Annotated in this window: 26 protein-coding genes, 1 pseudogene and 1 other annotated feature; of the genes and pseudogenes, 10 read left to right on the forward strand and 17 right to left on the reverse strand. The window is 31.2% G+C overall.

The features are described from left to right. Positions 1–3: 3 nt before the first annotated feature. Together CLHOM_RS16995 and CLHOM_RS17000 are read right to left on the reverse strand one after the other, a co-directional pair. Positions 4–654, reverse strand: a complete 651-nt coding sequence (locus CLHOM_RS16995) for an amino acid ABC transporter permease (RefSeq protein ID WP_052222874.1) — start codon at positions 652–654, stop codon at positions 4–6. A 30-nt stretch (positions 655–684) separates the two neighbouring features. Next, a complete protein-coding gene (locus tag CLHOM_RS17000; protein ID WP_052222875.1) occupies positions 685–1491 on the reverse strand; it encodes a transporter substrate-binding domain-containing protein in 807 nt (268 codons plus the stop codon). A 173-nt stretch (positions 1492–1664) separates the two neighbouring features. Between CLHOM_RS17000 and CLHOM_RS18755 the strand changes: the two genes are divergently transcribed. Continuing rightward, entirely contained in the window at positions 1665–1958 is a 294-nt protein-coding gene (locus CLHOM_RS18755; RefSeq protein WP_052222876.1) for a transposase, read from the forward strand. A gap of 142 nt (positions 1959–2100) precedes the next feature. Continuing rightward, positions 2101–2370, forward strand: a complete 270-nt coding sequence (locus CLHOM_RS18760; RefSeq protein ID WP_052222877.1) for a hypothetical protein — start codon at positions 2101–2103, stop codon at positions 2368–2370. 181 nt (positions 2371–2551) lie between these two features. Further along, positions 2552–2797 (reverse strand) — a binding site (T-box leader). 133 nt (positions 2798–2930) lie between these two features. Here the strand turns inward: CLHOM_RS18760 and CLHOM_RS17015 are convergent. Continuing rightward, entirely contained in the window at positions 2931–4565 is a 1635-nt protein-coding gene (locus tag CLHOM_RS17015; RefSeq protein ID WP_052222878.1) for a hypothetical protein, read from the reverse strand. Continuing rightward, the gene (locus CLHOM_RS17020) at positions 4566–5357 is read right to left on the reverse strand and encodes an ABC transporter ATP-binding protein (protein WP_052222879.1); all 792 of its coding nucleotides are present in this window, start codon (positions 5355–5357) and stop codon (positions 4566–4568) included. It lies immediately after the preceding gene. Between the two features lie 189 nt (positions 5358–5546). Between CLHOM_RS17020 and CLHOM_RS17025 the strand changes: the two genes are divergently transcribed. Continuing rightward, positions 5547–5927 carry a hypothetical protein gene (locus CLHOM_RS17025; RefSeq protein ID WP_052222880.1) on the forward strand — a complete coding sequence of 127 codons (381 nt, stop codon included), beginning with the start codon at positions 5547–5549 and terminating at the stop codon, positions 5925–5927. Positions 5928–5969: 42 nt separating this feature from the next. Here the strand turns inward: CLHOM_RS17025 and CLHOM_RS17030 are convergent, their stop codons facing one another. Beyond that, positions 5970–6734, reverse strand: a complete 765-nt coding sequence (locus CLHOM_RS17030) for a MerR family transcriptional regulator (protein ID WP_052222881.1) — start codon at positions 6732–6734, stop codon at positions 5970–5972. Between the two features lie 231 nt (positions 6735–6965). Between CLHOM_RS17030 and CLHOM_RS17035 the strand changes: the two genes are divergently transcribed. Continuing rightward, on the forward strand, positions 6966–7829 hold the full coding sequence (locus tag CLHOM_RS17035; protein WP_052222882.1) for a transposase: 864 nt from the start codon (positions 6966–6968) through the stop codon (positions 7827–7829). 84 nt (positions 7830–7913) lie between these two features. On the opposite strand, the gene CLHOM_RS17040 is transcribed toward CLHOM_RS17035, so the two are convergent. Next, positions 7914–10286 (reverse strand): hydratase, encoded by a 2373-nt coding sequence (locus tag CLHOM_RS17040; protein ID WP_052222883.1) that lies wholly within the window; start codon positions 10284–10286, stop codon positions 7914–7916. A gap of 186 nt (positions 10287–10472) precedes the next feature. Here CLHOM_RS17040 and CLHOM_RS17045 point away from each other — a divergent pair, with 186 nt between their 5' ends. Continuing rightward, positions 10473–11336, forward strand: a complete 864-nt coding sequence (locus CLHOM_RS17045; protein ID WP_052222884.1) for a LysR family transcriptional regulator — start codon at positions 10473–10475, stop codon at positions 11334–11336. 111 nt (positions 11337–11447) lie between these two features. On the opposite strand, the gene CLHOM_RS17050 is transcribed toward CLHOM_RS17045, so the two are convergent. From CLHOM_RS17050 to CLHOM_RS18595, 4 genes are all read right to left on the reverse strand, one after another. Continuing rightward, entirely contained in the window at positions 11448–11996 is a 549-nt protein-coding gene (locus CLHOM_RS17050; protein ID WP_052222885.1) for a hydrolase, read from the reverse strand. A 174-nt stretch (positions 11997–12170) separates the two neighbouring features. Then, complete coding sequence (locus CLHOM_RS17055) at positions 12171–15422, reverse strand: ABC transporter permease (protein ID WP_161803234.1); 3252 nt, start codon at positions 15420–15422, stop codon at positions 12171–12173. Between the two features lie 2 nt (positions 15423–15424). After that, positions 15425–16129, reverse strand: coding sequence for an ABC transporter ATP-binding protein (locus CLHOM_RS17060; RefSeq protein ID WP_139205591.1), 705 nt, complete (start codon positions 16127–16129; stop codon positions 15425–15427). A 529-nt stretch (positions 16130–16658) separates the two neighbouring features. Then, entirely contained in the window at positions 16659–17186 is a 528-nt protein-coding gene (locus CLHOM_RS18595) for a hypothetical protein (protein WP_052222887.1), read from the reverse strand. Between the two features lie 161 nt (positions 17187–17347). Between CLHOM_RS18595 and CLHOM_RS17070 the strand changes: the two genes are divergently transcribed. The 4 genes from CLHOM_RS17070 (at position 17348) to CLHOM_RS17085 (ending at position 19550) form a co-directional block, all read left to right on the forward strand. Further along, positions 17348–17764: a (deoxy)nucleoside triphosphate pyrophosphohydrolase gene (locus CLHOM_RS17070; protein ID WP_052222888.1), complete on the forward strand. Its 417-nt coding sequence runs from the start codon at positions 17348–17350 to the stop codon at positions 17762–17764. Further along, positions 17751–18617: a hypothetical protein gene (locus tag CLHOM_RS17075; protein ID WP_052222889.1), complete on the forward strand. Its 867-nt coding sequence runs from the start codon at positions 17751–17753 to the stop codon at positions 18615–18617. Before CLHOM_RS17070 ends, CLHOM_RS17075 begins: the two co-directional genes overlap by 14 nt. A 244-nt stretch (positions 18618–18861) precedes the next feature. Further along, positions 18862–19230 (forward strand): hypothetical protein, encoded by a 369-nt coding sequence (locus CLHOM_RS17080; protein WP_052222890.1) that lies wholly within the window; start codon positions 18862–18864, stop codon positions 19228–19230. Positions 19231–19268: 38 nt separating this feature from the next. Then, the gene (locus CLHOM_RS17085; RefSeq protein WP_052222891.1) at positions 19269–19550 is read left to right on the forward strand and encodes a YmaF family protein; all 282 of its coding nucleotides are present in this window, start codon (positions 19269–19271) and stop codon (positions 19548–19550) included. A gap of 89 nt (positions 19551–19639) precedes the next feature. Here the strand turns inward: CLHOM_RS17085 and CLHOM_RS17090 are convergent, their stop codons facing one another. The 7 genes and pseudogenes from CLHOM_RS17090 to CLHOM_RS17115 form a co-directional block, all read right to left on the reverse strand. After that, positions 19640–20602, reverse strand: coding sequence for an alpha/beta hydrolase (locus CLHOM_RS17090; RefSeq protein ID WP_052222892.1), 963 nt, complete (start codon positions 20600–20602; stop codon positions 19640–19642). 33 nt (positions 20603–20635) lie between these two features. Further along, complete coding sequence (locus CLHOM_RS18235; RefSeq protein ID WP_139205590.1) at positions 20636–20806, reverse strand: nitrous oxide-stimulated promoter family protein; 171 nt, start codon at positions 20804–20806, stop codon at positions 20636–20638. A gap of 394 nt (positions 20807–21200) precedes the next feature. After that, entirely contained in the window at positions 21201–21632 is a 432-nt protein-coding gene (locus CLHOM_RS17095; RefSeq protein WP_052222893.1) for a GNAT family N-acetyltransferase, read from the reverse strand. 22 nt (positions 21633–21654) lie between these two features. Further along, on the reverse strand, positions 21655–22299 hold the full coding sequence (locus CLHOM_RS17100) for a coiled-coil domain-containing protein (RefSeq protein WP_052222894.1): 645 nt from the start codon (positions 22297–22299) through the stop codon (positions 21655–21657). Positions 22300–22332: 33 nt separating this feature from the next. Beyond that, positions 22333–22988: pseudogene (locus tag CLHOM_RS17105) on the reverse strand (4Fe-4S binding protein). Positions 22989–23010: 22 nt separating this feature from the next. After that, positions 23011–24258 carry an aminopeptidase P family protein gene (locus CLHOM_RS17110; RefSeq protein ID WP_052222895.1) on the reverse strand — a complete coding sequence of 416 codons (1248 nt, stop codon included), beginning with the start codon at positions 24256–24258 and terminating at the stop codon, positions 23011–23013. 126 nt (positions 24259–24384) lie between these two features. Next, a complete protein-coding gene (locus CLHOM_RS17115; protein ID WP_052222896.1) occupies positions 24385–24585 on the reverse strand; it encodes a cold-shock protein in 201 nt (66 codons plus the stop codon). A 313-nt stretch (positions 24586–24898) separates the two neighbouring features. Between CLHOM_RS17115 and CLHOM_RS17120 the strand changes: the two genes are divergently transcribed. Next, positions 24899–25285 (forward strand): YkuS family protein, encoded by a 387-nt coding sequence (locus tag CLHOM_RS17120; protein WP_052222897.1) that lies wholly within the window; start codon positions 24899–24901, stop codon positions 25283–25285. The last annotated feature ends 11 nt before the right edge of the window (positions 25286–25296 follow it).

Here is a 25296-nt window from a genome sequence, read left to right on the forward strand (position 1 = left end):
TCCTTAAGATGAATAACTCTTAGATAATTTTTTTTCAATTAATCCAAGAATAAAAGAAAACATTGTACTCATAAGCCAATACATAATGGCAATGGCTATATAAAAAGGCATTACTACAAGATGCTTTGATATTAGTAGCTGGGATACACGTAGAAGTTCAGTTACAGTAATAATTGAAACTAACGAAGTTTCCTTAAGCATACCAATAAAGGTATTGCCCATAGGGGCAATGGCAACCCTAGCTGCTTGAGGCAATATAACCCTCTTCATTGCTTGCCTATAGGTCATTCCTAAACACATTGCTGCTTCCATCTGTCCCTTTGGAACAGACAATAAAGATCCTCTAATTGTTTCTGATAAATAAGCTCCAATATTTATACTAAGGGATATAAAAGCTGCTGTTAGTGGTTTAAGTGTTATTCCCCAATCTGGTAGTCCAAAATATATAATAAATACTTGTACTAATAATGGGGTTCCACGAATAATAGAAACATATACCTTAGCTAGGGATACTAATATTTTATTTCCTGTTAACCTAGCTATAGCTACAAACAAGCCAATAATTAATCCAAAGGTCATTGAAACTACAGTAATTAGTAGTGTATAATATGCCCCTTTTAATAAAAAGAATATTTCGGGCACAACTAAATTCATTTGTTAAAGCCTCCTTAAGTTCACTGGTATTTATATAGTTGGTTCAACCCCAAACCATTTTACAAATATTGATTTATAAGTACCATCTGATTTCATATCTTCTAATGCTTTGTCTATAGCACTCAAAAATTCAGGATTTCCTTTACGTATAGCCATACCTGCATAGTCTTCTTTAATCGGTTGCCCAACTGCTTTTACCTTTAAATTGTTTTTATCTACTATAGGCTTAATTGCAAAAAGATTATTTACTGTAGCATCTATTCTTCCATTATTTAAATCCAATAAAGTTGTGATAACATCGTTATAAGTTGCAATTTCGAAATTACCTACTTTAGGCATAGCCTCATTTCTAAGATAAGTCTCATCATTTGTTCCAAGTCCTACACCTATTTTTTTCCCTTTAAAATCTTCTATAGTTTTAATTGTACTATTATCTTCTTTTACTATAACATTAACTGAATTTTTTATATATGGCTTAGAAAAATCCATTGTTTTTTTTCTTTCATCTGTAATTGTCATTTGACTTATTACAATGTCAAATTTTCCTTTTTCTAAACCAGCAATCATACCTGACCATTCGTTAGTAATAAATTCAGCCTTAACTCCAATTCTCTTTGCTACTTCCTTTGCTATATCTGCGTCAAAGCCATCCAGCTCATTTTTGTCATTCAAGAAATTGTATGGAGGATATGTTCCCATCAATCCAACTTTCATTGTTCCTGATTTTTTTATTTGGTCAAGTAGTGTAGCTTTTTGTTCTTCTTGCTTTGTACCACAACCAACTAAAACCATGGTCATTAATATAGTTGTTACTACTAATTTGATTATTTTTTTCATAATTATAACTCCCCCTTTTATTATTTTTTATTAGCCGCTTGTAAAATCCCTAAACCCGTTAGGGTTCAAGGACTTTCAAGCTTTATCAAAAAGGATTTCCCCCACCGAATGTCGAATATTATATAAGTACCACCAAATATAAATTCAAACTACATATAAGAAAGGGATTCCTTATGATCAATTTAAAAAATCAAATTCATTTTTGTGATATTTATGAAGAAGTCGTAGATTGTTTTGCAGAAAACAAACCTAAATTCATTAAGCTCTTTGAGGAGCATATAAATTTAAAGTTATTAATACCTCAAAGTTTTTATAACGCCTACTATTCTCCAACTGGTAGACCTCGAGAATATTCTCTATCCTCAATGCTTACCGCATTGATAGTTCAGAAAATACTTGGTATTTCTGAAATTCAAATGTTTACTAATATACTAAACTTATCTAGTGAACTAAGAGCACTCTGCTAGTTTAATATATGATTCAAAAACCTTAATACCTATAATAAAGCGTTTTTTTGCTGAGCATAGTGATTTAAAGTACAACTTTTTTCTTGGCGATGCCGCTTTTGATTGTGATGACAATTATAAATATCTAATTAAAGAGTGTAGCATGATACCTATAATTTCTATTAATCCACGCAATTCATCTGATTTACCGCAGCCTAGCGGCTTTACTGATGATAAAATTAGGACTATTACAGAAAGAACTAATAACATTGTGAAAAATCCGCTAGGTCTATCGACCTTAAAGATAAATAAGACAACTGCCTTAAAAGCTGAGCTAATATTAGCTGGCATAACACAATTAATTGCTTTGATTATCAGCTATAAAATTAATAAAAAACATAGAATACTTTCAATAAAATCTCTAATTGCTTAACCATAACTACTTTTTTAAAATTTAATATTTATTTCTTAGACTGCTGCTTAGTTTTTTAAATTAATAATTTTGCAATTGGCTATTATTTTTTATAGATAATGTATATATATTAATATATTATACTTATATTTATATTTTTCAGAATCATTAGTCTAAAAAATACAAAAACTTCTACCCCTGTTACAGAGGCAGAAGTTTAACTTCCACGGTTCCACTCTGTTTATCATATAAAAATTATATGATAACTCTTAAATTTTTGGTACAATCATACCTCAATTTTATAACGGGCATACCCGCTGAAGTCTACTAAGCTTCAATTCAGTGCTCTGAGATGCACTTCAGTTATTTCCTACTTAAAATCCCTTACAGCTAGGAGGATTTCTCTCTGAAAGTTTAAATAACCTACTCTTCTCGTCATTGCATTCACAATATTTAAATTATATTCCCAATTATAATTATTAATATACAATAAGTCAATAGGTTTAATAGTATTTGGTTCGCATTTTTCTAAGGTGTTTTTCTAAGGTGCCTGGCACCAGAGAAAAGAGTTTTTCGAAGGACTATATTACAAAAGCCTTTCTCCAGGCAATTGCGTCTATGGATATCATGACTAAAATACACATATAAACACCGTAGCTATTTAAAGCACATACATAGTGTATCAACCATAGCGCCCCTAATAGCATCATCAATCCCAAGGTGCTTAAAACCTCTTCTCCTTGTTGAGCTACCTCATAGCTTTGAGAAAATGGCAAGGCTTTTTTAGTAAATTTAAAGCAAAGTACTACATATAAAAGCATGTTTAATAACACTAATATCAAATCATCAAATATTCTTAATCCAAATATACCCATAAATATTATGCTTTCAACAATAAATATAGGTATCAAAAGCTTAATTATAAAAGCTTTTAGAGTTCCTTTAAAAATTGATGCTGTCTCTTTAATGGGTAATACTTTATAAATCCAAGCTGCCTTATACTTGCCTGAAAACTTCATCATAGTAATTAGCGTTGGAATTAATATTGCACATAAGTAAATTGTTAAATACATTTTACTAGCTGCTATTTTTGACCAGCCTTTGCTTCTTAAATCATTAAAAATAAAGATAAAAGGAAATATTATAGAAAAACCTAATGATGGATATACCTTAAGCTTAAATTCTCTTTCGTTTTTAACAATATTTGTTGCGAAAGTAAAAAAGCTTCTTTCTTCCTTGGTTAAGCATACTATTTTTGATATTGCATTAATTAACCTTTTGCTATCCTTTTTTCCTCTAGAAGTATTATTATTAAGTTTTTGAAGATTTCTTTCAAAGACAGGAATGAACTTTATATAGAGAGCTATTGAAATTATTGGTATGATAACAGCTAAAGCAGAAAATATTATAAAGTTAGTGTTATAATTCTTTTTCAAAATTACTTCAAAAGGTGCTCCAAACCATATTGGGACTATAAAATATTGCCACCATTTTGGAACAAATGTCACATTTATATGAACAATGTTAAATAGTCTTCCAACTAATTGATACTCTACGGCTATAACTATAGAAAGCCCTATCTGAACATAGTTAATAATATCCTTTAGTTTTTCTCCATCAAAAAATTTTAATATTAAAATATATATCAAGGCAGTAATCACTACTATAAATAAATTCATAAGAATTATTTCTAATAAAAAAATTATGAAAAATAAGATACCATGTTTAATTATTGAAGTTATTAAAGCTAGTCCTGCTAATGCAACTGTTAAAAATAACATATAAATAAATACATGAATTGCTTTTGCTACATTTAAGGTTTTGCTATCAACTGGCTTAGTGAATATTATGTTCTTATCTCTAATATCTAAAAGTACAGATGAAAAATCAGAAATCAAAGTAGACATGAGCATAAATATCAATATGCCAAAAATAAGACTCATTTGAAATATATAATTTTCTCCAAGCATTACTATAGGAATCATAATTGCACCTAAAATCATATATAACCATAAAGATTTTATAAAACTATTAGAGTCTTCTTCATCTTGATCATCTGCTTTTTTTCGAGAGTTTCCTAAAGCAGTTGGAACCCTTCTACTATCCATAGTAAGTTTTACTTGCAGTATTTTTCTCATTATAGAGTAGTCCACTCCTACTGCTTCAAAAAATCCTTTGAACTTATCTAGAACTATCAAAGTTTTAAATTCCTTCATTTATCCCACCTCTTGAACTATTGATACAAATTCTTCAGCAATTGATTTATGCTCATTAAAGCCAGTAAGCTGATTAAATATTTCCTCCAAGGAACCTTCCATGCAATTATCTTTTAGCTCTTGGAAGCTTCCATTAGCTACTATCTGTCCATCCTTAATCAATATAATTCTATTACTTATTTTTTCAACTACATCCATAATGTGGGAAGAATAGAGTATAGTTTTTCCATTTGCAGCTAGTTCAGATAAAATCTCCTTTACTACCATTACACTATTAGCATCAAGTCCACTTAAAGGCTCATCCCAAAATAAGATATCTGGATTATGCAAAAGGCTTGATATTATGAGCACCTTTTGTTTCATACCTTTTGAATATGAAGATATTCTCGAATCGTAAAATTCTTCTATTCCAAAGATTTTCATGAGTCTTTGTGCTTTATTATCCGCCTTTACCTTTTCTAACCCGTATAACTCACCTATAAAGGTCAGATATTCTCTTGCGGTAAGGGTATCATATATTTCAGCTATTTCTGGAACATATCCAATTTTTTTCTTATATTCTATATTATTGTTGCTTATATCTTGTCCTAAAATTTTTATTTCCCCTGTATAGCCCTCTATTAGTCCTAAGATTATTTTTACAGTTGTGCTCTTTCCTGCTCCATTAGGCCCAATATAACCTATAATTTGACCTTCATGTACTTCTAAGTTTATACCTTTTAACACTTCTTTTTTGCCAAAATTCATTTTTAAATCTCTTATGGTTATTATAGGTTCTTGATTACTATTCATACGCTTACGCTCACTCCAATTCCAAGTTTTATATCAAGTAAATATTACTATAATTATGTTTATTTTACAACAAATATAAAATAATCAATATATTTTAAAACCTCCCTCAATAAATATAAGTACAATTACGATAAAGCTATTAACATATTAAATGGCTGGCAAAACTCTAATTTCTAGGAGGTGATATTATTGAAAATTCAAAGTTCATTAGTTAATTTATCAGGAGCTTCCCAAAAGATAGAAATCTATTCAAAACAAGAATCCTTAAATGCTTGGACAGATAAAAGTACATCTAAAGAAAATGGCTCAAATGCATCTTTGCTAAAAGCTGATTTTTTAGAACTGACTGCTAAAGATAAATTCATGTCAGAAATTTCTAGTAAGCCTATAGAAAAAAATGAGGGGATAGAAGTATCCATTAGCGAAGAAGATAAGCAAAAGATAATATTACTTGAAACCTTCTTTGAGTCTGTTACTGGAAAGAAATTTAAGTTTTATGTACCAGAAAAAATTAAAATTAAAGATGCTAATCTAGAAAAATCTATTCCTAATGTTGATTTTATAGTATAATAAAGAATCCACCTAGTGTGCTGGTGGATTCTTTTAGCATTGCTATTTTAGATTATCGCAGTAGTAAATCATTGCTTCTCTTAAGAATGCTGCAAGGCCTTCTTTATACTTGTCAATATTCGCTGTAAAGCGTTCATCATTAACATATAAATCTCCAAGCCCTCTAAATATTTCAGGTGTACAGTTGTAAAAACTATCTGTAATATATTGCCTAAAATCAGCTACTGCCTTCTGAACTTCTGAGTCTTTTGGCCCTTTTTCCATATTTGCTGCAATCCTTTTATAAATTTCATCTCCCCTTGCGGTAATTCTAGCCCAGTCCTCTTTTTTGTACTTAGATGTCTTTTTTATGCTTTCTTTATATGCATCACTATTTCCGTATCTTTCCTTTGTTTCCTCAGCATATTTTTGCTTATGCTTTTCTATCTCGCTCATATCAAATCCATCAAACATTTCTTTATTACTCATTTCTTTTCCTCCTTCAATTGAATCTATTGTTTTCTCTACAGACTGAATTATCCTCTCAAGTCTTTCTCTTTTTTCAATTAATAATTCTCTATGTGCCCTTAAAGCATGCCTTCTGTCAAAACCTGGTCTTCTCATAATATCCTTTATTTCTTGCAGGTTAAAATCTAGCTCTTTAAAGAACAAAATCTGCTGCAATTTTTCAAGGTCTGTATCAGAATAAAGTCTGTATCCGGCCGGACTTTCAGACTCTGGTTTTAAAAGTCCTATCTGATCATAGTGATGCAGTGTACGTACGCTTACCCCCACCAAATCAGCAACTTCCTTCACCTTGTAATACATTAAATCTCCTCCTTTGAGCAATGTTATTAAATTTAATTTCCCCTGCACCTTTATAATAATCCATGACGCAACGTCAGAGTCAACAGTTTTTTATTTATTTAAACAAATAAAGGTGCCAAACAAATAAAGGTGCCTGCCACCGGAGAAAAGAGTTTTTATTCCTCGATTAGGTTTAATTATATAATTTAAGGCTATAATTTTAAAAAACTAAATTCATTAAGGAGAATTCATATGCCTAGAATACCACGAATTATTTTTGAGGGTGCAATTTATCATATTTATCAGAGAGGAAATAACAAGGATTTCATTTTTAATAATGATAACCACAAGGCGTTTTTTATAAAACAACTTAAAGATTATAAACAAAAATTTGATTATCAGATACTTGGATATGTAGTCATGAACAATCACTATCACTTGTTGATAAAAACAAATAACGATCCTATCTATAAAATAATGTTCAGTATTAATAACGTTATGGGAAAATTTCTATCTAGAGAATTATCTAGATCTGGTCACAATTTCGAGGGAAGGTACAATAGTAAACTTGTAGATAATAAAGCTTATCTTTTATGGCTTCTTAGATATATACATAGAAACCCTTTGAGGGCAAAAATTTGCGATGACTTAAATGATTATAGATGGTGCAGCCACTTTTATTATAAAACAGGCCTTGCTAGCTTTGTAGATATCAACTTCATTTTGAATATTATCTCTTCAAACAAAAATAAGGCTATTATGCAATACATCAACTTTATCAATAATTCTCACTATGAAGATGACATGACAACTGATATGGAAACAATAAAAAAAGATTTTTCTATAATAGAAGCTTCAAATTTATTTAGTTATAATCCTTCACCAAAGTCTGCACTTACTAGTTTAAATGATATTTTTGAATCATTAAACTTTCCTGATGATTTAAAAACTTCTATTAGAAAAGGTAGTAAAAGTCGGTCTCTAACCAGCTATAAAATAAATTTTATTAAATCTGCTCTAGTTCACAAGTATTCATTAGTAGAGATCAGTTCTTTTATAAATGTGTCCCCTTCAGCCTTAGGTAAGTTTGTCGCCTATCATAAAATTGCTCAATAAAAAGAGAATAGTTTTGTCTATTCTCCTTTCTCCGGTGCCAGGCACCTTATAATATAATTATAAAAATATTATAATTATGTTTATTTACAATAATTTATTGTAGTTTATTAAGCTTCCTGCTAAAATTATGTCTTTCTCGTCCTTTGTTAGATCATTTACATGAAGGATGATATCTATATTGCCTTTATTGTTAATTACTCTAGCTGTAATATTTTCTTTGCCATCTTTTATAGCCTTTCTTATATTCTCTATAAAAATGTAATCTCCAACTTCAAACCCACTAAAGCCTGAATTTTCTATTGTATTAATTGTGAATGGGATCATGCCCCAATTAATCAAGTTACTTCTGTATCTTTTAGTAGCGTAATCCTCAGCAATATTAGCAAATCCACCTAACACTTTCTGACAAGAAGCTGCTTGCTCCCTTGCTGAACCATCTCCAGGTTTTACAGCATAAATAACACTTCCAATTTGGGTGCTTTTTATTAAATCTTCCAAAGATATATCCTTAATATTCTTTTCTCCAATAGCTTGTAGAAATACCCTTTCAAGTTCTTTAATATTATCTATATCTTTATTATTTTTATTGCTAATAAAAACCTGTCTCAGCCTTTCTAACTCTTGTACGTCCTTTGCCCTTCCAACGTAATTAGGATCCTTTCTTGAAAGAGTAAATTCTGCAAGCTTTAGAGGATTTGATCGATAAGAAGAAGTTTCTCCAGAAGGTATAAGCTCGTCTGTTGTAGTAACTGGGTCATTTATTACAGAAGCTACTTTTAACAAAATATTATCAGCAAGCGGCTGCATCTCTGTCCAATCTGCAATATTAGGACCATATTTCAAGTCACTTTCAACTATTGGCTTTTTAAAACCGTAATAAACTCTATTTTTATATACTGTGTCATTAAAATTATACTCCATTTCAATATCAGATATATTAATTTCAGTAGCTGGTGTCAATACTCCACCATTTATAGCTGTAGCTGCAATTGAAAGTGAGTCCATTAGGGCAACTGATGCAATTTGTCCTGTGCTTGGTTTAGAGCCTTCTCTATTTGGAAAGTTTCTTGTGGTATGTCTTATACTTAGTCCGTTGTTCCCTGGTACATCCCCCGCCCCAAAGCAAGGCCCGCAAAAGGCAGTTTTAACTGTTACACCTGCCTCAATAAGCTTTTCTATGGAACCATTTTTAATTAGTTCTATATATATTGGTTGGCTTGCAGGATATACACTAAAATTAAAATAGTCATTACCCATAGATTGTGAACTTATGATTTCTGATATCTTAAATATATTTTCGTAGCTTCCTCCAGAGCAGCCGGCAACAATACCTTGATCTACCTTAATTCTTCCATTTATAATCTTATCTGTAAGCTTGAATTGAATATCTGGATTGTCCATTTGCTTTTGCCCTTCTGCCTCTACTGACTTCAATATTTCTTCAGCATTTTTATTGAATTCTGCAATACTGAATACATTGCTTGGATGAAATGGAAGAGCTATCATAGGCTCAACTTCACTTAAATCTACTCTAACTAATCCATCATAGTAAGCAACTTCGCCAGGTTCAAGCTTTGTATAAGTTTCTGGTCGTCCGTGGATAGTATAGTATTCTTTAACCTTTTCATCTGTACACCAAATTGAGCTTAAACAAGTTGTCTCTGTTGTCATAACATCAATGCCGTTTCTAAAATCAATTGATAAATTATAAATCCCTGGCCCAACAAATTCAAGAATCTTATTTTTAACAAAACCTCTTTTGAATACTGTTCCAATTATAGAAAGTGCCACATCTTGAGGACCTACCCCTAACTTTGGCTTTCCTTCTAGATACACTGCTATAACTTCAGGATAGCTAATGTCATAGGTCTTTCCAAGAAGCTGTTTTACAAGTTCCGGCCCACCTTCTCCAATTCCCATGGTTCCAAGAGAACCATAACGAGTGTGGCTATCTGAGCCTAAAATCATACTTCCGCAAGAAGCCATCATTTCTCTCATATACTGATGTATTACCGCCTGGTGAGCTGGTACATATATTCCGCCATATTTTTTTGCTGCTGATAATCCAAAAATATGATCATCTTCGTTTATTGTTCCACCAACAGTACAAAGGCTATTATGGCAATTAGTTAAAATATATGGAATAGGAAACTCTTTTAATCCGCTTGCCTTTGCAGTCTGTGTAATTCCCACATAAGTGATATCGTGAGATGCCAATGCATCAAATTTTATATTTAATTTTTTATCCTCATCAGATTTATTATGCTTCATTAAAATATCAAAAGCTATGGTATTCTTTCTTGCTATATCTTGGTTAAGAAAACTGCTTAAATTGCTTATATCTTCTCCAGCATTTTTCAATTGTCTCTCTGTATCCTCTAGTGAAATTTTATTTTCATAGCCTAAAATTGTCTTACCTTTATAAATATATACTCCCCTATCAATAATTTCTACCATAACACAGACCTCCTTATAATCAAAGAATTGCTACTCTTACTTTGACTCTATTCAATTTTTCCTGTATTATTATAGCAAAGAATTATATATATTAATAATATTTAAAAAGTGTATCATTTATATAAAAATCATATAAATACAGCTATAAAAATATATCACCAATATTATGTTAGAGGTGTAATTTTAATGGATATTAGGCAGCTTACATATTTTCTTACAATTGCTGAAGAAGGTAACATATCTAGGGCAGCAGAAAAATTGCATATGGCTCAGCCACCGCTAAGTCAGCAGCTAAAACTTCTTGAAAATGAATTGGGTATGAAACTAGTGGACAGAAATACTCGAAAAATTCAATTAACAGATGTAGGTAAAACTCTTGAGCACAGGGCTAAACAAATATTGAAATTAATAGAATCAACAGAAAAGGAATTAAAAGATATTAATGAAGGTCTTCAGGGTACTCTCTCCATTGGCAGCGTATCTTCTGCAGGAGCAACCCTATTACCTGATAGAATTCGCAGCTTCTATGAAAAATATCCTGGAATAACCTTCGAAATATTAGATGAAGATACTCCAAAGATAATAGAACTACTAAATAATGGAGGTATAGACATTGGGATTATCAGAACCCCTTTTAATATTGAAAGCTTTGAATCTATATATCTTCCAGATGAGCCAATGGTAGTTGCTGGTATAAAAATTCCCTGGGAAGAAAATCAAAAATTTATATGTTTATCTGATTTAACCGAGAAGCCCTTGATTGTACAGCGCAGATACGAGGATATGATAGTACAGTTATGTCATAAGGAAGGTTTTTATCCTAGAATACTTTGTAAAAGCAATGATGTCAGAACTATATTACTATGGGCTAGCACTGGACTTGGTCTAGCTATAGTTCCTAAAAATTGTATAAGTCTCATAGGAAACGTCCATCTAGAATTTAAAGAAATACAAGAATCCTCCTTAAATGTGGGCACTGCTATAATATGGCTAAAAGATCGATTTATTTCCTCTGCTGCAAGACACTTTTTAAAAACCTTTGAAGTATAACAAAGAAATTGTTATCTCTAAAATCATAATTATCTATAAATATAAAAGGAGATTAGCGTTTTTGCTATTCTCCTTTCTCCGGTGCCAGGTACCTTACTTTTTTTATTTATGTTATTTAATAAGCTTTGACAAAGCTTTAAATTCTGGTGAACCCGATCCTTTCATTAGATCAAATAATACTGTTTCTGTATTAGTTATTACTGCTCCTATACTCTTCATTAAATCTAAACCATTTCTATAATTTCCCTTTGATCTTGAAGCTACTGCATCAGAAACAAGGAAAACTTCATATCCTAATCCAATTAAACCTCTTACTGTCTGGAAAACACAAACATGAGTTTCTGTACCCACAACCATTATTTTTTTTCTTCCTTTTTCTTTAATAGCAGCAACTATTTCATCTGTACATGCTGAAAAAGAATTTTTTTCAAATATTTGTGCATTTTCTAAAGAATTAGCAATTTCAGTAACTGTTTTTCCTAATCCCTTTGGATAATGTTCTGTAACTATTACTGGCATATTCATTGCCTTTGCTGCAGCTGCTAAGATATTTGTCTTTTCTATTATTTCTTTTCCATATTTCATTGCTGGAAATAATCTTTCTTGCATATCAATTATAAGCAAAATAGAATCTTCTTTATACAAAGTAAATTTATCCATTGTAAACCACCTTTCTTTTTTATAATTTTATAATTAGAATTATTTTACCAAAGATATTTTTATTTAACCATAAATTTATTAAATTTGCTTATGAAAAAAGAACAGCCAAAAACTATTCTCCTTTCTCCGGTGCCAGGCACCTTTTAAATTAAGGCACCTTTTAAATTAAATTTTTTAATCTACTGATTTTAAAGATTCTACCATTCCAATTTTTCTTAGGGTGAAGTACATTACAAAATTTACGATGCCGGTAAATACCATTGTAAGTATTGCTGCATATATGAAGCTTAAGGCTTTAATTTCCCTTCCAAACATTATATAGTCAATTTCTGCAGTAACTATAATAAACTTGTGGAAGAAAATCCCTAGTACGAGCCCTATGGCCATGCCTATTATTGTGAGAATGATATTTTCTCTATATACATAGGCTGAAACTTCCCTATCGTAAAATCCTAAAACCTTTATTGTTGCTATTTCTCGCAATCTTTCTGTAATATTTACATTAGTCAGATTATATAATACAACAAAAGCTAATGCTCCTGCTGAAGCAATTAAAACTAGAATAACATAATTAAGGCTTCCTATCATTTCCTGAAAATCACTGCTTATACCAGATGTAAAACTTACTGAGGAGATGTCTCCCCCCTTTAATATATCAATAGAAAGCTTATCTTGAAAAGCATCACTGGTATCACTTGTTTTAGCAAGTATCTGCTGAAATTTTATCTTTTTACTATATACTTTCTCGTAAAGGCTAGGAGACATATATACATAGTGTGAAAGATAATTTTCAGTTATTCCAGTTACTTTAACCTTTAACTTTTTCGCCTCTCCATCTTTAATGTAAATTTCATCTCCTACTTTTGCCTGAAGCATTTTTGCAATTTTCTCGGTTAAAATAACTCCTTCATCGATTAAAGATAGCTTTTCTTTACTCACTCTATTTCTAAAGGTTATAAAATCATCTACTTTTTTTGTATCTTCCGGAACATATAAAAAAGCTGTTTTTTCTTTATCTCCTTTACCAATGTCTATGCTCTGCTCTTTTATAAATATATAATTTCCTATTCTGCTATCTTTTGATATTTCATTTGCAATGTTTTTAGAATTCTCAATATAAATCTCTTTTTCTAAACTCATTATCATCTGATAGTTGTATAATTCATAATATTGTTTAGAAACAATAGATACAATGGAGTCTTTAAGCCCAAACCCCGATAATAGCAGTGCTGTACATCCTCCAATTCCAAGAATAGTCATTATGAAACGCTTTTTATATCTAAATAAGTTTCTTGCAGTAACCTTATGGGTAAAGTTTAAGCGTGTCCATATAAACTTAATCCTCTCAAGTAAAATTCTTTTACCTGCTCTAGGTGCCTTTGGTCTCATTAAAGCTGCAGGTGTTTCCATTAGCTCCTTATAACAGGCGAACCATGTAGCTATTGTAGTTGAAAGTACTGCACAAGCAGTTGACAATAGAGCATAATGTATATTAAATTCTGTAATCACAGGAGGCATTGTATACATAATTCTATAGGCATTATAAATTACCGTCGGAAATACTTTAAATCCTACTAATAATCCAAAAAGGCTTCCGCTTGCACTTGCAAACATGGCATAAAACATGTATTTAGTAGCTATTGAAAACTTGCTATACCCTAATGCCTTTAATGTACCTATATAAATTCTCTGCTCATCTACCATTCTGGTCATAGTTGTCAAACAAACTAATGCTGCAATAAGGAAAAAGAACACTGGGAAAACTTGCGCAATGGCATCTACTCTCTCAGCTGCCTTGCCGTAATCCACAAATTCAATTTGCATGTTTCTATCAAGCACATACCAAAGAGGCTTTTCTAATTTTTTTATTTCCTCCTCAGCATCTGAAAGTTTTTGATAGCCTTCAGCTATTTTTTCATCTGATTCCTTTTTACCTTTTTCATAGTCTTTTATTCTCTGCTGTAACTCTGCCTTAGAAGCTTCAAGTTTATTATGAGCTTTTGTGAACTCACTTTCTGCCTTTATTTTATTAGCTTGCAGCTTTTCTTCTTGCTCCTGCAGTTGTTTTTTGTTATTATCAAGAGTTTGTTTACCACTAATTAGTTTTACCTCTCCTTCAGCTAACTCATTTTTCTTTGAAGCCAATTGTGTTTTTGATGCCTCAAGCTGCTGCTTTGCTGCAGTCAACTGTTCGTCGTAAGCTTTTACCTTAGCTTCTAACTCTGCCCTCTCTGCTTCAGAAAGATTTTGGTTGGTTGCTAGAATCTGTTTCATTCCATTTAACTGAGATTCCTGCTCACTTAGCTGTTTTTCAGCAGCATTTATTTTTTCTTCAGCACTTAAAAATTCCTTTTCGGCTTGTGCTTTTGCAGCATTGAAATTTTCAAGCTGAATGTTGTATTGTGCATATGCATCTTGGAGCTTTTTGTATCCATCTGCTATTTTAGCTTCTCCATCGCTTAAGCTTTTGTTTGTTTCTCTTTCCTTATCCTGAAGTTCTTTTTCTCCATTGGTAATCTTTATTCTTGCATCCTGAAGCTTTTCTTCTGCTTTTTTAATCTCACTCTTCTGTCTATCTTCAGCTTCTTTAATTTCGTTTCTCCTATCTTGCAGCTTTTTATTTGCCTCTGAAATTATTTCTTCATATCTAATATCAGCTCTTACTTTTCCTTTATCTTCTAGAGCCTTTTTAACAGGTTTAACAACTTCATTATAATCATCTCCATAGGTAAACAGGTCTCTAGCTCCATTAACTGTCAAAAAAATCTCAGTGTAAACTGGCATTTTGAAGTCTTCCTTAGAGACCATAATGAAACTGTCCACCTTACCATTTCCAATACTGCTTGTCCCTCTCTCGAAAGAGATGTAGTAAGGGGTTTCTATAAAACCAACAATAGTATATTCCGTACTCTTTAAACTCTCACTTATATCTTTACTTCCTCCAGAATTAAGCTTTAATTTAGAGCCTATAGTCATACCCGGATTTAGCATTTTACCTTTTTCCGCTAAACATTCTCCTGGCTTTTTAGGGTATCTTCCTTCAACTAGCTTAACTCTATTTATATAAGACTCATCTGGATTATTAAGCTTATCAACTGGAAGAGACAACACCTTAATTACTAAGTCTTCTTTATCTACATTTACAATTGTATCTATTGAATAAGCAGGTAACACTCCCTCTATTCCGGGAACCTTTTTTATAGTATTTATATCATCTTCATTAAAGCCCATGGTTGAAACAAGCTTTATATCCATAAGCCTATAGTCATCAAAATATTTGTCTGCAGTAACTTTCATATCTGGACATGTAGCCTTTATACCAGCAAAGAAAGCTACTCCCAGTGCAACTATAGCAAAAATTGATAGAAATTTACTAAGAGTACGCCTTATCTCCCTAAAGGCATCCTTAAGTAAAGCATTTTTCATAATTACCATTCAATCCTTTCCACAGGAATTGGATTTTCATTAATTTCAATGCTTTCTACTCTGCCATTTTTTACTTTAATAATTTTATCTGCCATGGGAGCAATGGCTAGATTATGAGTTATTACTATTACTGTCATCCCCATATTTCTGCAGGTATCTTGAAGCAGTTTTAAGATTGCTTTACCAGTATTGTAATCTAAAGCACCTGTTGGTTCATCACATAATAATAGCTTAGGATTTTTTGCAAGTGCTCTTGCTATTGCCACTCTTTGCTGCTCACCACCAGAAAGCTGTGCAGGAAAGTTGTCCATTCTTTCTTTTAGTCCAACCTGCTCCAAAACTAATCTTGGATTTAATGGGTTTTTACATATTTGAGTAGCTAGTTCCACATTTTCAACAGCCGTTAAATTTTGCACTAAGTTATAAAATTGAAAAACAAACCCTATATCAAATCTTCTATAGGTTGTTAACTGCTTTGAATTATACTTGCTTATTTCATTCCCATCTACTATTACTTTTCCGTCACTTGATGTATCCATTCCGCCTAATATGTTTAATACTGTACTTTTACCAGCACCACTAGGACCTGCAATCACTACGAATTCTCCCTTATCTACTGATAAAGATACCCCGTCTAATGCCTTAATTTCTACTTCTCCCATTTCATAATACTTTTTAACATCAATTAACTCTATATACTTGTACAATTATTTACCTCCATACTTATTCAGAGTTTATTTTTTGCTTATGAATCCCATATGATTACGATATAGATATTATACAATAATTGCCTTATCCCTGAATAGTATATGTAATTATATTTAAGCATAGACAAAAGTATCTTATGTTGAAAGTAGTTTTCTCTTTTCGACCGTGCCAGGCACCTTATATTTAGGCACCTTATATTTTATATATTTACAATTAGTTCTGCTTCAGTGGCAGCCTTTACGTCTTCTATTGTATAGCCTTCACCAATTTCTCTTAGCATTAGGCCTTCTTTAGTTACTTCCATTACTCCCATTTCAGTTATTATTAAATTAACTTGTCCTGCTGCTGTTAACGGAAGATTGCATTCTTTTAGTATTTTAGGGCTTCCTTTTGCAGTATGCTCCAGGGTGAATAGTTACTTACATGTCCACCACCAGCATTGACAAGATCCTTATGTTCCTTCCCTGCTTCAGGAGCAGGTCCTATACCAACAAAACCATTTTCTACGTTTAAATATAAAATTATTACTTATTCTAAGCTCAGCCCACAGCTTTCCGATACTTCCTTATATTTATCTACGTTATCTTCATCATCAAAAAACATCGGAAATCTCATATTATAATTTCCCCATATAGTACATGGGAACTTTGTAAAATAAAATGTAGAAAACAATATTTCCCTGGTGCATAACCTAGTTATAAAATGAACGGCTTCTTTCTGTAACCTAAAAAATATGGTTTCATCTTTTATTTCATTTATGTGTGTTTTTAGAATAGACCTATCCTCTTCTTCAAGTAATGTAAATAGATTATTCTTTGCTTCTTCATCTAATTTACTTAAATAAAAATCCACATAGGAATTCTCATAGCCGTTTAAATGGAACACTTTTTCTATGAATTCTATAAACTTTTGCTCATCCGTATTTTTACTCTCTTCACCTTTACTTTTTAAAATAAAATTTTGAAATTTATCAAAACCTTCATTTATATTACTAAATCTTATTTTTACCTTTGCTTTAAACAACTCTTCACTTACAGGTTCAAGTACATGCCCCATTGTAATCTCCTTTCGACCGTGCCACGCCCATTAATTAGAAACCTTTCATTGGCACCTTCATTTTTTATTTATTTCTTATTATTTTCTTCTTTATTCTAATAATATAACATCTTTTACTAATAAAAAATATTTGATAAACTAATATTTAAGAGGTGTTGTAAATGAAAGAAGTTATAAAGGTTGTCGGTGCTATTATTGAAAATGAATCTAATGAGATTCTTTGCGCTCTCCGATCTTTAAGAATGACTTTGCCGAATCTGTGGGAGTTTCCTGGTGGGAAGGTTAAGGGAAATGAAAAGATTAACGATGCTATAGTTCGCGAAATTAAAGAGGAGCTTAACTGTGATATAGAATTTATTAATATATTTAATAAACATTCTCACGAGTATGAAAATTTTATAATAAACTTGATAACTGCTAAATGCAAAATTATTAATGGAGAACCAATTAGTAATGAGCATTCTAAATTAATTTGGTTAAACAAAGAAAATTTATTTTCATTAAAATGGGCACCTGCAGACATACCTGCTGTTGCATTATTAGTATCAGAAAGAGATGAGGGAAATGAAAAAGTATGAGATACCATTTAATTTTGATATAGAACTTTTAAATTTTCTTGATGAAAACGTTGACAAAGGTTGGATAGAGTTCTTATTTCTATCACCTTTTCGTGAAGATAGTTCAAATGCTAGAAATCACGTTGAGAATGTAAAAAAGAATGGCTGGACTTATAAAGTACCTGAAACAAGAAGTGAATATACAAAATATATAGAGGAAATATATAAAAGAAGCTATAATTTGGCTGTATTACTTCAAGAACCTACTATGCTTTCTAAGGAAAAATTAGATTATTACTTTAAGCTAGGGATAAAAAATTTTATAGTTAATAATAATGACCTCGCTTTAAAGATAAAAAATAAAAATTCAAATTACCAAGTAGTAGCTTCAATAACTAAGACACTGAGTGCCGCTGAACTTGCTGTAAATGACTACTCCATGTACGATAAAATTGTACTTCATTTTCCTTTTAATAGAGCTTTAAGCAGATTAAATGATCTTCCTAAAAAATACAATTATACCTTTCTTGTAAACTCTTATTGCAGCTACAGCTGTAAAGTTGCAAAAGACCATTGGTATAGCACTTATGAGGAAGCATTAAAAGTAATTTGCACCAAGTATCTTAACAAGGACAAACTTGTATATATCCCACCAGAGTATATAAAGCTTTTTGAGCCTTATGCCGCAAGCTTTAAGCTCCAGGGAAGGGAATACCCCACCTCTATACTTGCTAATGAAATATATTGCTACTATAAAACCTGTCACAATAGCATGGCAGGAGTTATATATAATAGACTAAACCCATCTAATCAAGAGGAGTATTTTAATGCAGCTAAAGATATGAGTGTTGTGATTAATCCTCATTCTTATTGATATGTTCATCTTCAATTACATTATAATTTATTATATATGCTATGCCTTTATTACTGCACTCCTTTAATCATTTCTTTATATCCTTTCAGTAAATTTACATTTTTTGAGTTTCTCTGGATATCTCATTTATAATCCCTCTCGCTTAAATTATAGCATAATAAATATTATAATTGTGTCTTACTGTTCACAAATTTTCTATACTTTCATATATATAGTATTGTAGTAAATTTCATGGAGGTATCATATGACCACATTAAACAATGATCTTGAAAAAAATGAAGGAGTTTTCCAAAGCTATTATCAACCTAGTAGTTTGAATTGTCCTAATTGTCCTATGTACACATGCCCTTATTACACTGCTTCATCCTTCTCCAATCAAGCAATGAGAAGTGAAACTGAAGGTTTAGACGAATTTCAAGCATCAGACCCAGACCCTGGATATAGGCAAAGAAGGCGCAGACGCAGACGTAGACGCAGACGTCATTTCTTCCCTATTAGACCATTCATTATAAGACCTTTTTTTATAAGACCTTTCTACCCACCATACATGTATCCATATTATGATTATGATTATGATGATGACAATCATGATGATGATTATGATTGGGATTAATAATTATTAAAGTGTAAAAATATTTTGGAGGAATTAAATTGGATCAACATTCTCATAGTTTCGCAGGTTATACAACATATGAACAAGGTCATATTCATCATTATGGTCACATCACTGAAAAAGCACCAAGCGGAGTGCCTCATAGACATTCTATGGAAGGTGAAACAACTTATAATCATGAACATGATCACAAATACGAAACTGAAACTGGCCCTGCAATACTTCTTCCAAACGGGCTTCATTATCATAACTTTAGAACAAAAGTAAGCTATGATCATGGCCATATCCATTATATAGTAGGATATACAAGTGCCGATTAGTAATATAAATTATATGATTAGAAACTAATAAAATAAATATTAGCACTCCAGATAAAACTGGTGTGCTTTATTAATCTAATAAAAGGATATCACTTCATCTTTTTCGCAATTTCCTCTATCTCTTTAATTATTATATCTGGTTTATATTGATGAATATAATGCTGTGCATTCTCTACAACAAATTGCTTACTATTTTCAGACCATTCTTTTAGCTTTTTCTGACTTTCAAGCCAGTCTGAATTTTGTTTTTCAAAGCTTCCTGCAGTAATTATAGTAAGGGGAATGCTGCCAAGTTTGTCTCCTTCACAAACCTTTTTTGCATTTTCTTGACTCATTCTCATTTCATCTATGATGTTTCTATTGCTACCTCTAAGAAGAGTTGAAATTTTGTCCACTTCTTTTAGTTCCTCAGGTATGAGCTTTAAGTTATTTCTTTCAGAATTCACGGAATCAGCAAAACCTTCTGTATTATATAAAATTCTAGCTATTCCAAACTTAATTAGCTGTCTTTGGAAGCTGGCAATAAAAGTTGCAGGCTTTTGAGAAGCATACATCTCTGGATTACCTCCGTCAATAAGTACTATACCCTTAACCTCGTCCTTATATTTTTGTGCAAATCTTATGGTCTCAACAGAAGCAAGAGAATGTCCAACTAAAATATATGGAGGCCTTTGTTCTGATTTAATCAGAAGTTCATGGACTTCATCAACTACGCTGTCAACATCCCTTTTTTCATCTGTAAAATCACTATATCCATATCCAAATCTATCATAAACTGCAAACTTAGCAAATTTTGATACTCCATCATAAAGTGGATAAAAGTCTATGTATGGATTAACTGTACCCCATCCTGCAGCAAATACAACTGTTGCATCACCATTGCCGCCAGTATATATATGCATTTTTTTATTCTTTATCTCATAAATGCTTCCTACAGGGTGATAATTTTTTACGTCTTTTTTTGACTTACTGTTTTGATATATACATCCTATGCTTAGTAATATAATTATTAACAATGCTAATAAAATCCCAAATCTTTTCAAGAGCTTCATTTAAATTCTCCTCAAAATAATAATGTTTTAAACTTAGTCCTTTTTAACAGCCTGAATTAAGTGATCTATAGTAAGTATTGGATGCTTTATAAGCATCTTTGGACCAACACTCCTCATATCTCCTATAACTAGATTATAAGTTATATTTTTACATAATACCATAACAAATATATTTTCAAAAATAATAGTAGCCACCTTATACATACTATAAAGTGACTACTATACAAATCCTAATTCATTTTTAAAACTGTTTTCTAATTCTTGAATAGTTAATCTTCCTTCCTACTGCACTTGTTCCAATTAAATCTAAACAACCTTTTTAAATCTCTTGCCAAATCAAAATCTTTAACACTCGAAACAATCTACACTTTGTATTTTTCTATAGTCCTTACCGATCTTTTACATCTTACACTTAAATTTTACACTTACAACTTACTTTCTTCATCTAATTGTTTAACTTTTGAATTAGGATTTGCGAGAAGAACTTAAAAACTTATAAGTTCTTCTTGTATTTATTATAACACCATTAGACAAATTACGCAAATATACTTTTTAAATTTTCTGAAAACTTTTTTATAATATTATATCTTCTTAAAAATTATCCATTAAACATCTCCATAAACCTTTCAGGAGTGCTTAAGCTTGTAAACCCAAAATTCTTATAAAATTCATGTGCATCTCGTGTAGCAAGAGACCATCTTCTCAAATTCTGCAAATCTTCATGCTTAAACACACATCCTATAAGCCACTTACCTAATCCGCTTCCTCTATAATTTTCATCAATGTATACGTCACATAAATAAGCAAAAGTTGCTCTATCTGTTATTACCCTTGCAATTCCTATTTGTTTGTCCTTATGAAATAAGGACAAACATAAAGAATTCTTAAAAGATTTAATTATTGTTTCTCTACTTCTATTATTTGCCCAATAAGATTTTGAGAGCATTTCACATATAGCATCAAAATCCACTTTTTCTAAATCCGTGGTTATTGTATATTCTCCATTTTCGAATAATCCTATTTTTCCCATTGCTTTGTCTCCTTTAAAATCATTATCTATAATTAATATTTGCTAAATCAGGAACGTGTTCAAAATCAATGTCTTTATTGTTATATAAAAACTTCACTCCATCTATCCATTCTCCAGTATATTCTCTTTCTAGAATTGTCTCTATTAGAGTCTTTGAAGTGATTGTCCCACCAGTTGAACCTTGAAAGTACTTAGTTGCCCAAGTATATCCTTTTAATTTAGAATAGTCATTTACTCCTTGATTTTCTTTAGATTCATTTAAATTTATAACAGCTATACTTTTACCATTCTTCTGTTCAATATTTAATACTTCTATTGGAAGGTTATTAAAGAAATTTTCTGATAAAGCTTTAGAAAGTGCGGTTATTTTATTCATCATAATTTCATCTTTATTAATATTGACATAAGAGTGTATTTCTCTTTTATAGGTATCTATATTAGCTGTATAAATTGGATATATATCTTCAGTAATATTTTTTTCTTCATATTTTTTTACCTTTTCAGTTAGCTCACTAACTTTTTTCTCTAAATCTTGATTCTTTGCTTTTAAGGAGTCTATTTCTTTACTTAAATTAGCATTCTCATTCTTAAGTGAGTTTGAACATCCAGTAAAAAACAATAAACATAGGCATATGCAGAACATTACAAAAGTTACTTTTCTTTTCATCTAATACCCCTCTTCCAAATTTATAAATATTGTTTATTTTGAATTACAAGGCATTGGTATATTGCTTTCACAAGGTACATTAATTTGACATTTACCACAACCATACCTTGGTTTATATTTTTCAGCTGTTTTATCTAAAAAGTCAGAACAGGCATCGTGACTTTTACCGTATATTAAAGATATAGCATTAGCAGGACAGTTTTTTACACATTTTCCGCACATAGAGCAATATTCATATATATTTTCGTAGTCTCTTCTATCAGGTTCTAAATCTAACAAGGTGCCATGCTATTATATCCACAGTCTATCAATATTGATTTCAAGTGCTTTAAGAACTTATTTAAAAATGCTTGTCCTTCAATACGTCCATGAAGCCACTCTTCAGAAGGCCAGTACATATCTTTTCTATTTCCCTTCTTTACAGCTTCAGTAAATGGTAAAAAGAAGGAAATTACTGTTTTGGACTCTGGAATCCATTCATTTGGAAGTAAAAAATGCTCTCCTATTGCAGATGGCTCTTTCAACCTTCTAAAATATTCATCCTCTGCAGCTGCAAATCCAAAAATCGGAGCTTCAAATATCTTCATTCCAACAACTGCTTTAGAAATTGCAATTTCTTCTGTTATTATGTTGTCATCTGAATTATTAGCATAATCTGATGATATTTTTATCAATTCCTCCTTGTTCATAAAGCACCCCCATCACTAAATACTACGATTTTCTAGCCATAAAGTTTTCAATTTCCTCAACAGTTTTTATTATATTTTTTGATAAAACTTCGCAACCATCTTCTGTAACTAATATATCATCTTCAATTCTTATACCTATACTTTCCTCGGGAATATATAAACCTGGCTCGTTTGTAAACACCATACCCGCCTTTAGCTCTTGTTCACGTTCTCCTACATCATGAGTATCAAGGCCTAAAAAGTGGCTCACTCCGTGGAAGTAGTATTTAATAAGCTCACTTTCTTCTTTTATAAGTCCAAGCTCCTTGCACCCTTCACTAAGAACTTTTTTAGCAATTTCATTAAGCTTAGTAAAAGGAATTCCTGGCTTAACTGCCTTTGCCACTTCTTCATTAGCCTTAAGTACTACATTGTACACTTGTTTTTGTCGTTCTGTAAATTTTCCGCTTACAGGGAAAGTTCTAGTTATATCTGCATTGTAATATTGATACTGAGCACCTAGGTCAAACAATATTAAATCATTTTCTTCACATTTACTATTGTTCTCACTATAGTGAAGTATTGTTCCATTTTTTCCTGCTGCAGCAATAGTTTTAAATGCCTTATCTTTTACGCCCTCTGAAGTCAGAACATAGTCAAAGTAGGCTTCTATTTGATACTCCATCATACCAGGCTTTGAATTTTTCATCATGATCTCTAATCCGCTTTTTGTTATATCAACTGCTTTTCTTATAGATTCTATTTCTTCTTTATCCTTTATTGTTCTTAGGTCACTTATATTGTGAAAAATATTTTTTATCTCAATATAAGGATATCTTTCTCTTGCAAGCTTTGCAAAGCTTTGTGCTTCTGTCATAGGTATATCCCACTGCTGTCTTTCTAAATCTAAATATATATTTTTATATTGAAATCTTGATAACAAGTTAGAGAAATAATCTAGAAAATTTTTGGTATAGTCGATTTCTACTACACCTGATACTTGCTTTGCCTCCATTTCAGTTATCTTTTCTCCAACCCATCTTGCCATTACTGGATCCGATTCCTCAACAAATATCATTTCACTAACTACAGAATTTTTCTTAGTAATTACAAGTACAATATTTTCTCTATCAATACCTGTTAAATAGTAAAAATTTCTATTAGGGGTAAATTGATAAGTTTCATCGGCTGATTTATATGGAGCTTTTCCGGCAAACAAAACCAATATAGAATTATCTTCTAATTTATCAGATAAATTTTTTCTATTTTTAATATAAAATTCCTTATTCATGTTTTATCACCTCATTCTTATTTTACAACAAATAACCTAAAAAATAACAGAAAATTTAAGAAAAAAAGAGTGATATTCCTAAAGAATACCACTCTTCTTAAAGCTAACGATCTATTTCAATGCTAATTATAGTTTTACTATATTAGCAGCTTGAGGTCCTCTAGCTCCTTGAGTAACTTCGAATTCAACTTTTTGTCCTTCTTCTAAAGACTTGAATCCTTCTCCTTGGATTGCTGAGAAATGTGCGAATACATCATCTTCGCCTTCTACAGATATAAATCCAAAACCTTTTTCTGCGTTAAACCATTTAACTGTTCCTGTTTTCATAAAAACAATTCCTCCTAAAAATCTTAATATATGGACATAGAACTCTTATATCTATAGTAAAGTGTTTTACATCAATACTCAAAAAACATAAGAACCCAATGAACAAACAAACTCTATGTACTGCTTAAATACCTATATAAGCAGATAACATGATAATTTCATGTTATCACACTATATACTCTCTTGTCAATAAACAAGTATTTCTCTTACGTTTATATTGTTTCCAATTTATTTTTGACTATTCATAAATATTTAAAATATTTTTTGAATAATTATCTTTTCTACACAAATACTAACTCAAGAGGTGATTAAAATGGCTAAAATAGCTGTTGAAGATAGCTTGAATGATTATGCTAAATATATTACAAGCAAAGGTCACGATGTGGAAAAATTCAAAGCCAATGAAAAAACTCATTCATCTTACTTTAATAATTTTGATGCAGTAGTTGTAGGGGAGTTTGATTATAATATTCTAGATTTAAAAGATGAAATTACTTATGCATCTGGACTTAATGCCAGCATTTTAAATACCCAGGATGCTGTCGTTCCCCCACAAGCAATTAATTCTACTATGCTAAATGAAAATTACACTGGTAAAAGAAAGAGCTTTGCTTCTGTTCCAACCATCTTTGCTTATGGCAGAACAACGGAGCAGGTAAAGCATGAAATCGACAGGGTACTTTCTGAAATTGAAAGGTGAGTAGTTTTCCA

The sequence above is a fragment of the Clostridium homopropionicum DSM 5847 genome (assembly GCF_001263795.1).
Classification (GTDB): domain Bacteria; phylum Bacillota; class Clostridia; order Clostridiales; family Clostridiaceae; genus Clostridium_H; species Clostridium_H homopropionicum.

Coding starts and splice junctions, on each gene's coding strand:
- CLHOM_RS16995 (WP_052222874.1), bottom strand. CDS start 654: ATGAATTTAGTTGTGCCCGAAATATTCTTTTTATTAAAAGGGGCATAT.
- CLHOM_RS17000 (WP_052222875.1), bottom strand. CDS start 1,491: ATGAAAAAAATAATCAAATTAGTAGTAACAACTATATTAATGACCATG.
- CLHOM_RS18755 (WP_052222876.1), top strand. CDS start 1,665: ATGATCAATTTAAAAAATCAAATTCATTTTTGTGATATTTATGAAGAA.
- CLHOM_RS18760 (WP_052222877.1), top strand. CDS start 2,101: ATGATACCTATAATTTCTATTAATCCACGCAATTCATCTGATTTACCG.
- CLHOM_RS17015 (WP_052222878.1), bottom strand. CDS start 4,565: ATGAAGGAATTTAAAACTTTGATAGTTCTAGATAAGTTCAAAGGATTT.
- CLHOM_RS17020 (WP_052222879.1), bottom strand. CDS start 5,357: ATGAATAGTAATCAAGAACCTATAATAACCATAAGAGATTTAAAAATG.
- CLHOM_RS17030 (WP_052222881.1), bottom strand. CDS start 6,734: ATGTATTACAAGGTGAAGGAAGTTGCTGATTTGGTGGGGGTAAGCGTA.
- CLHOM_RS17035 (WP_052222882.1), top strand. CDS start 6,966: ATGCCTAGAATACCACGAATTATTTTTGAGGGTGCAATTTATCATATT.
- CLHOM_RS17040 (WP_052222883.1), bottom strand. CDS start 10,286: ATGGTAGAAATTATTGATAGGGGAGTATATATTTATAAAGGTAAGACA.
- CLHOM_RS17045 (WP_052222884.1), top strand. CDS start 10,473: ATGGATATTAGGCAGCTTACATATTTTCTTACAATTGCTGAAGAAGGT.
- CLHOM_RS17050 (WP_052222885.1), bottom strand. CDS start 11,996: ATGGATAAATTTACTTTGTATAAAGAAGATTCTATTTTGCTTATAATT.
- CLHOM_RS17055 (WP_161803234.1), bottom strand. CDS start 15,422: ATGAAAAATGCTTTACTTAAGGATGCCTTTAGGGAGATAAGGCGTACT.
- CLHOM_RS18595 (WP_052222887.1), bottom strand. CDS start 17,186: ATGGGGCATGTACTTGAACCTGTAAGTGAAGAGTTGTTTAAAGCAAAG.
- CLHOM_RS17070 (WP_052222888.1), top strand. CDS start 17,348: ATGAAAGAAGTTATAAAGGTTGTCGGTGCTATTATTGAAAATGAATCT.
- CLHOM_RS17075 (WP_052222889.1), top strand. CDS start 17,751: ATGAAAAAGTATGAGATACCATTTAATTTTGATATAGAACTTTTAAAT.
- CLHOM_RS17080 (WP_052222890.1), top strand. CDS start 18,862: ATGACCACATTAAACAATGATCTTGAAAAAAATGAAGGAGTTTTCCAA.
- CLHOM_RS17090 (WP_052222892.1), bottom strand. CDS start 20,602: ATGAAGCTCTTGAAAAGATTTGGGATTTTATTAGCATTGTTAATAATT.
- CLHOM_RS18235 (WP_139205590.1), bottom strand. CDS start 20,806: ATGTATAAGGTGGCTACTATTATTTTTGAAAATATATTTGTTATGGTA.
- CLHOM_RS17095 (WP_052222893.1), bottom strand. CDS start 21,632: ATGGGAAAAATAGGATTATTCGAAAATGGAGAATATACAATAACCACG.
- CLHOM_RS17100 (WP_052222894.1), bottom strand. CDS start 22,299: ATGAAAAGAAAAGTAACTTTTGTAATGTTCTGCATATGCCTATGTTTA.
- CLHOM_RS17110 (WP_052222895.1), bottom strand. CDS start 24,258: ATGAATAAGGAATTTTATATTAAAAATAGAAAAAATTTATCTGATAAA.
- CLHOM_RS17115 (WP_052222896.1), bottom strand. CDS start 24,585: ATGAAAACAGGAACAGTTAAATGGTTTAACGCAGAAAAAGGTTTTGGA.
- CLHOM_RS17120 (WP_052222897.1), top strand. CDS start 24,899: ATGGCTAAAATAGCTGTTGAAGATAGCTTGAATGATTATGCTAAATAT.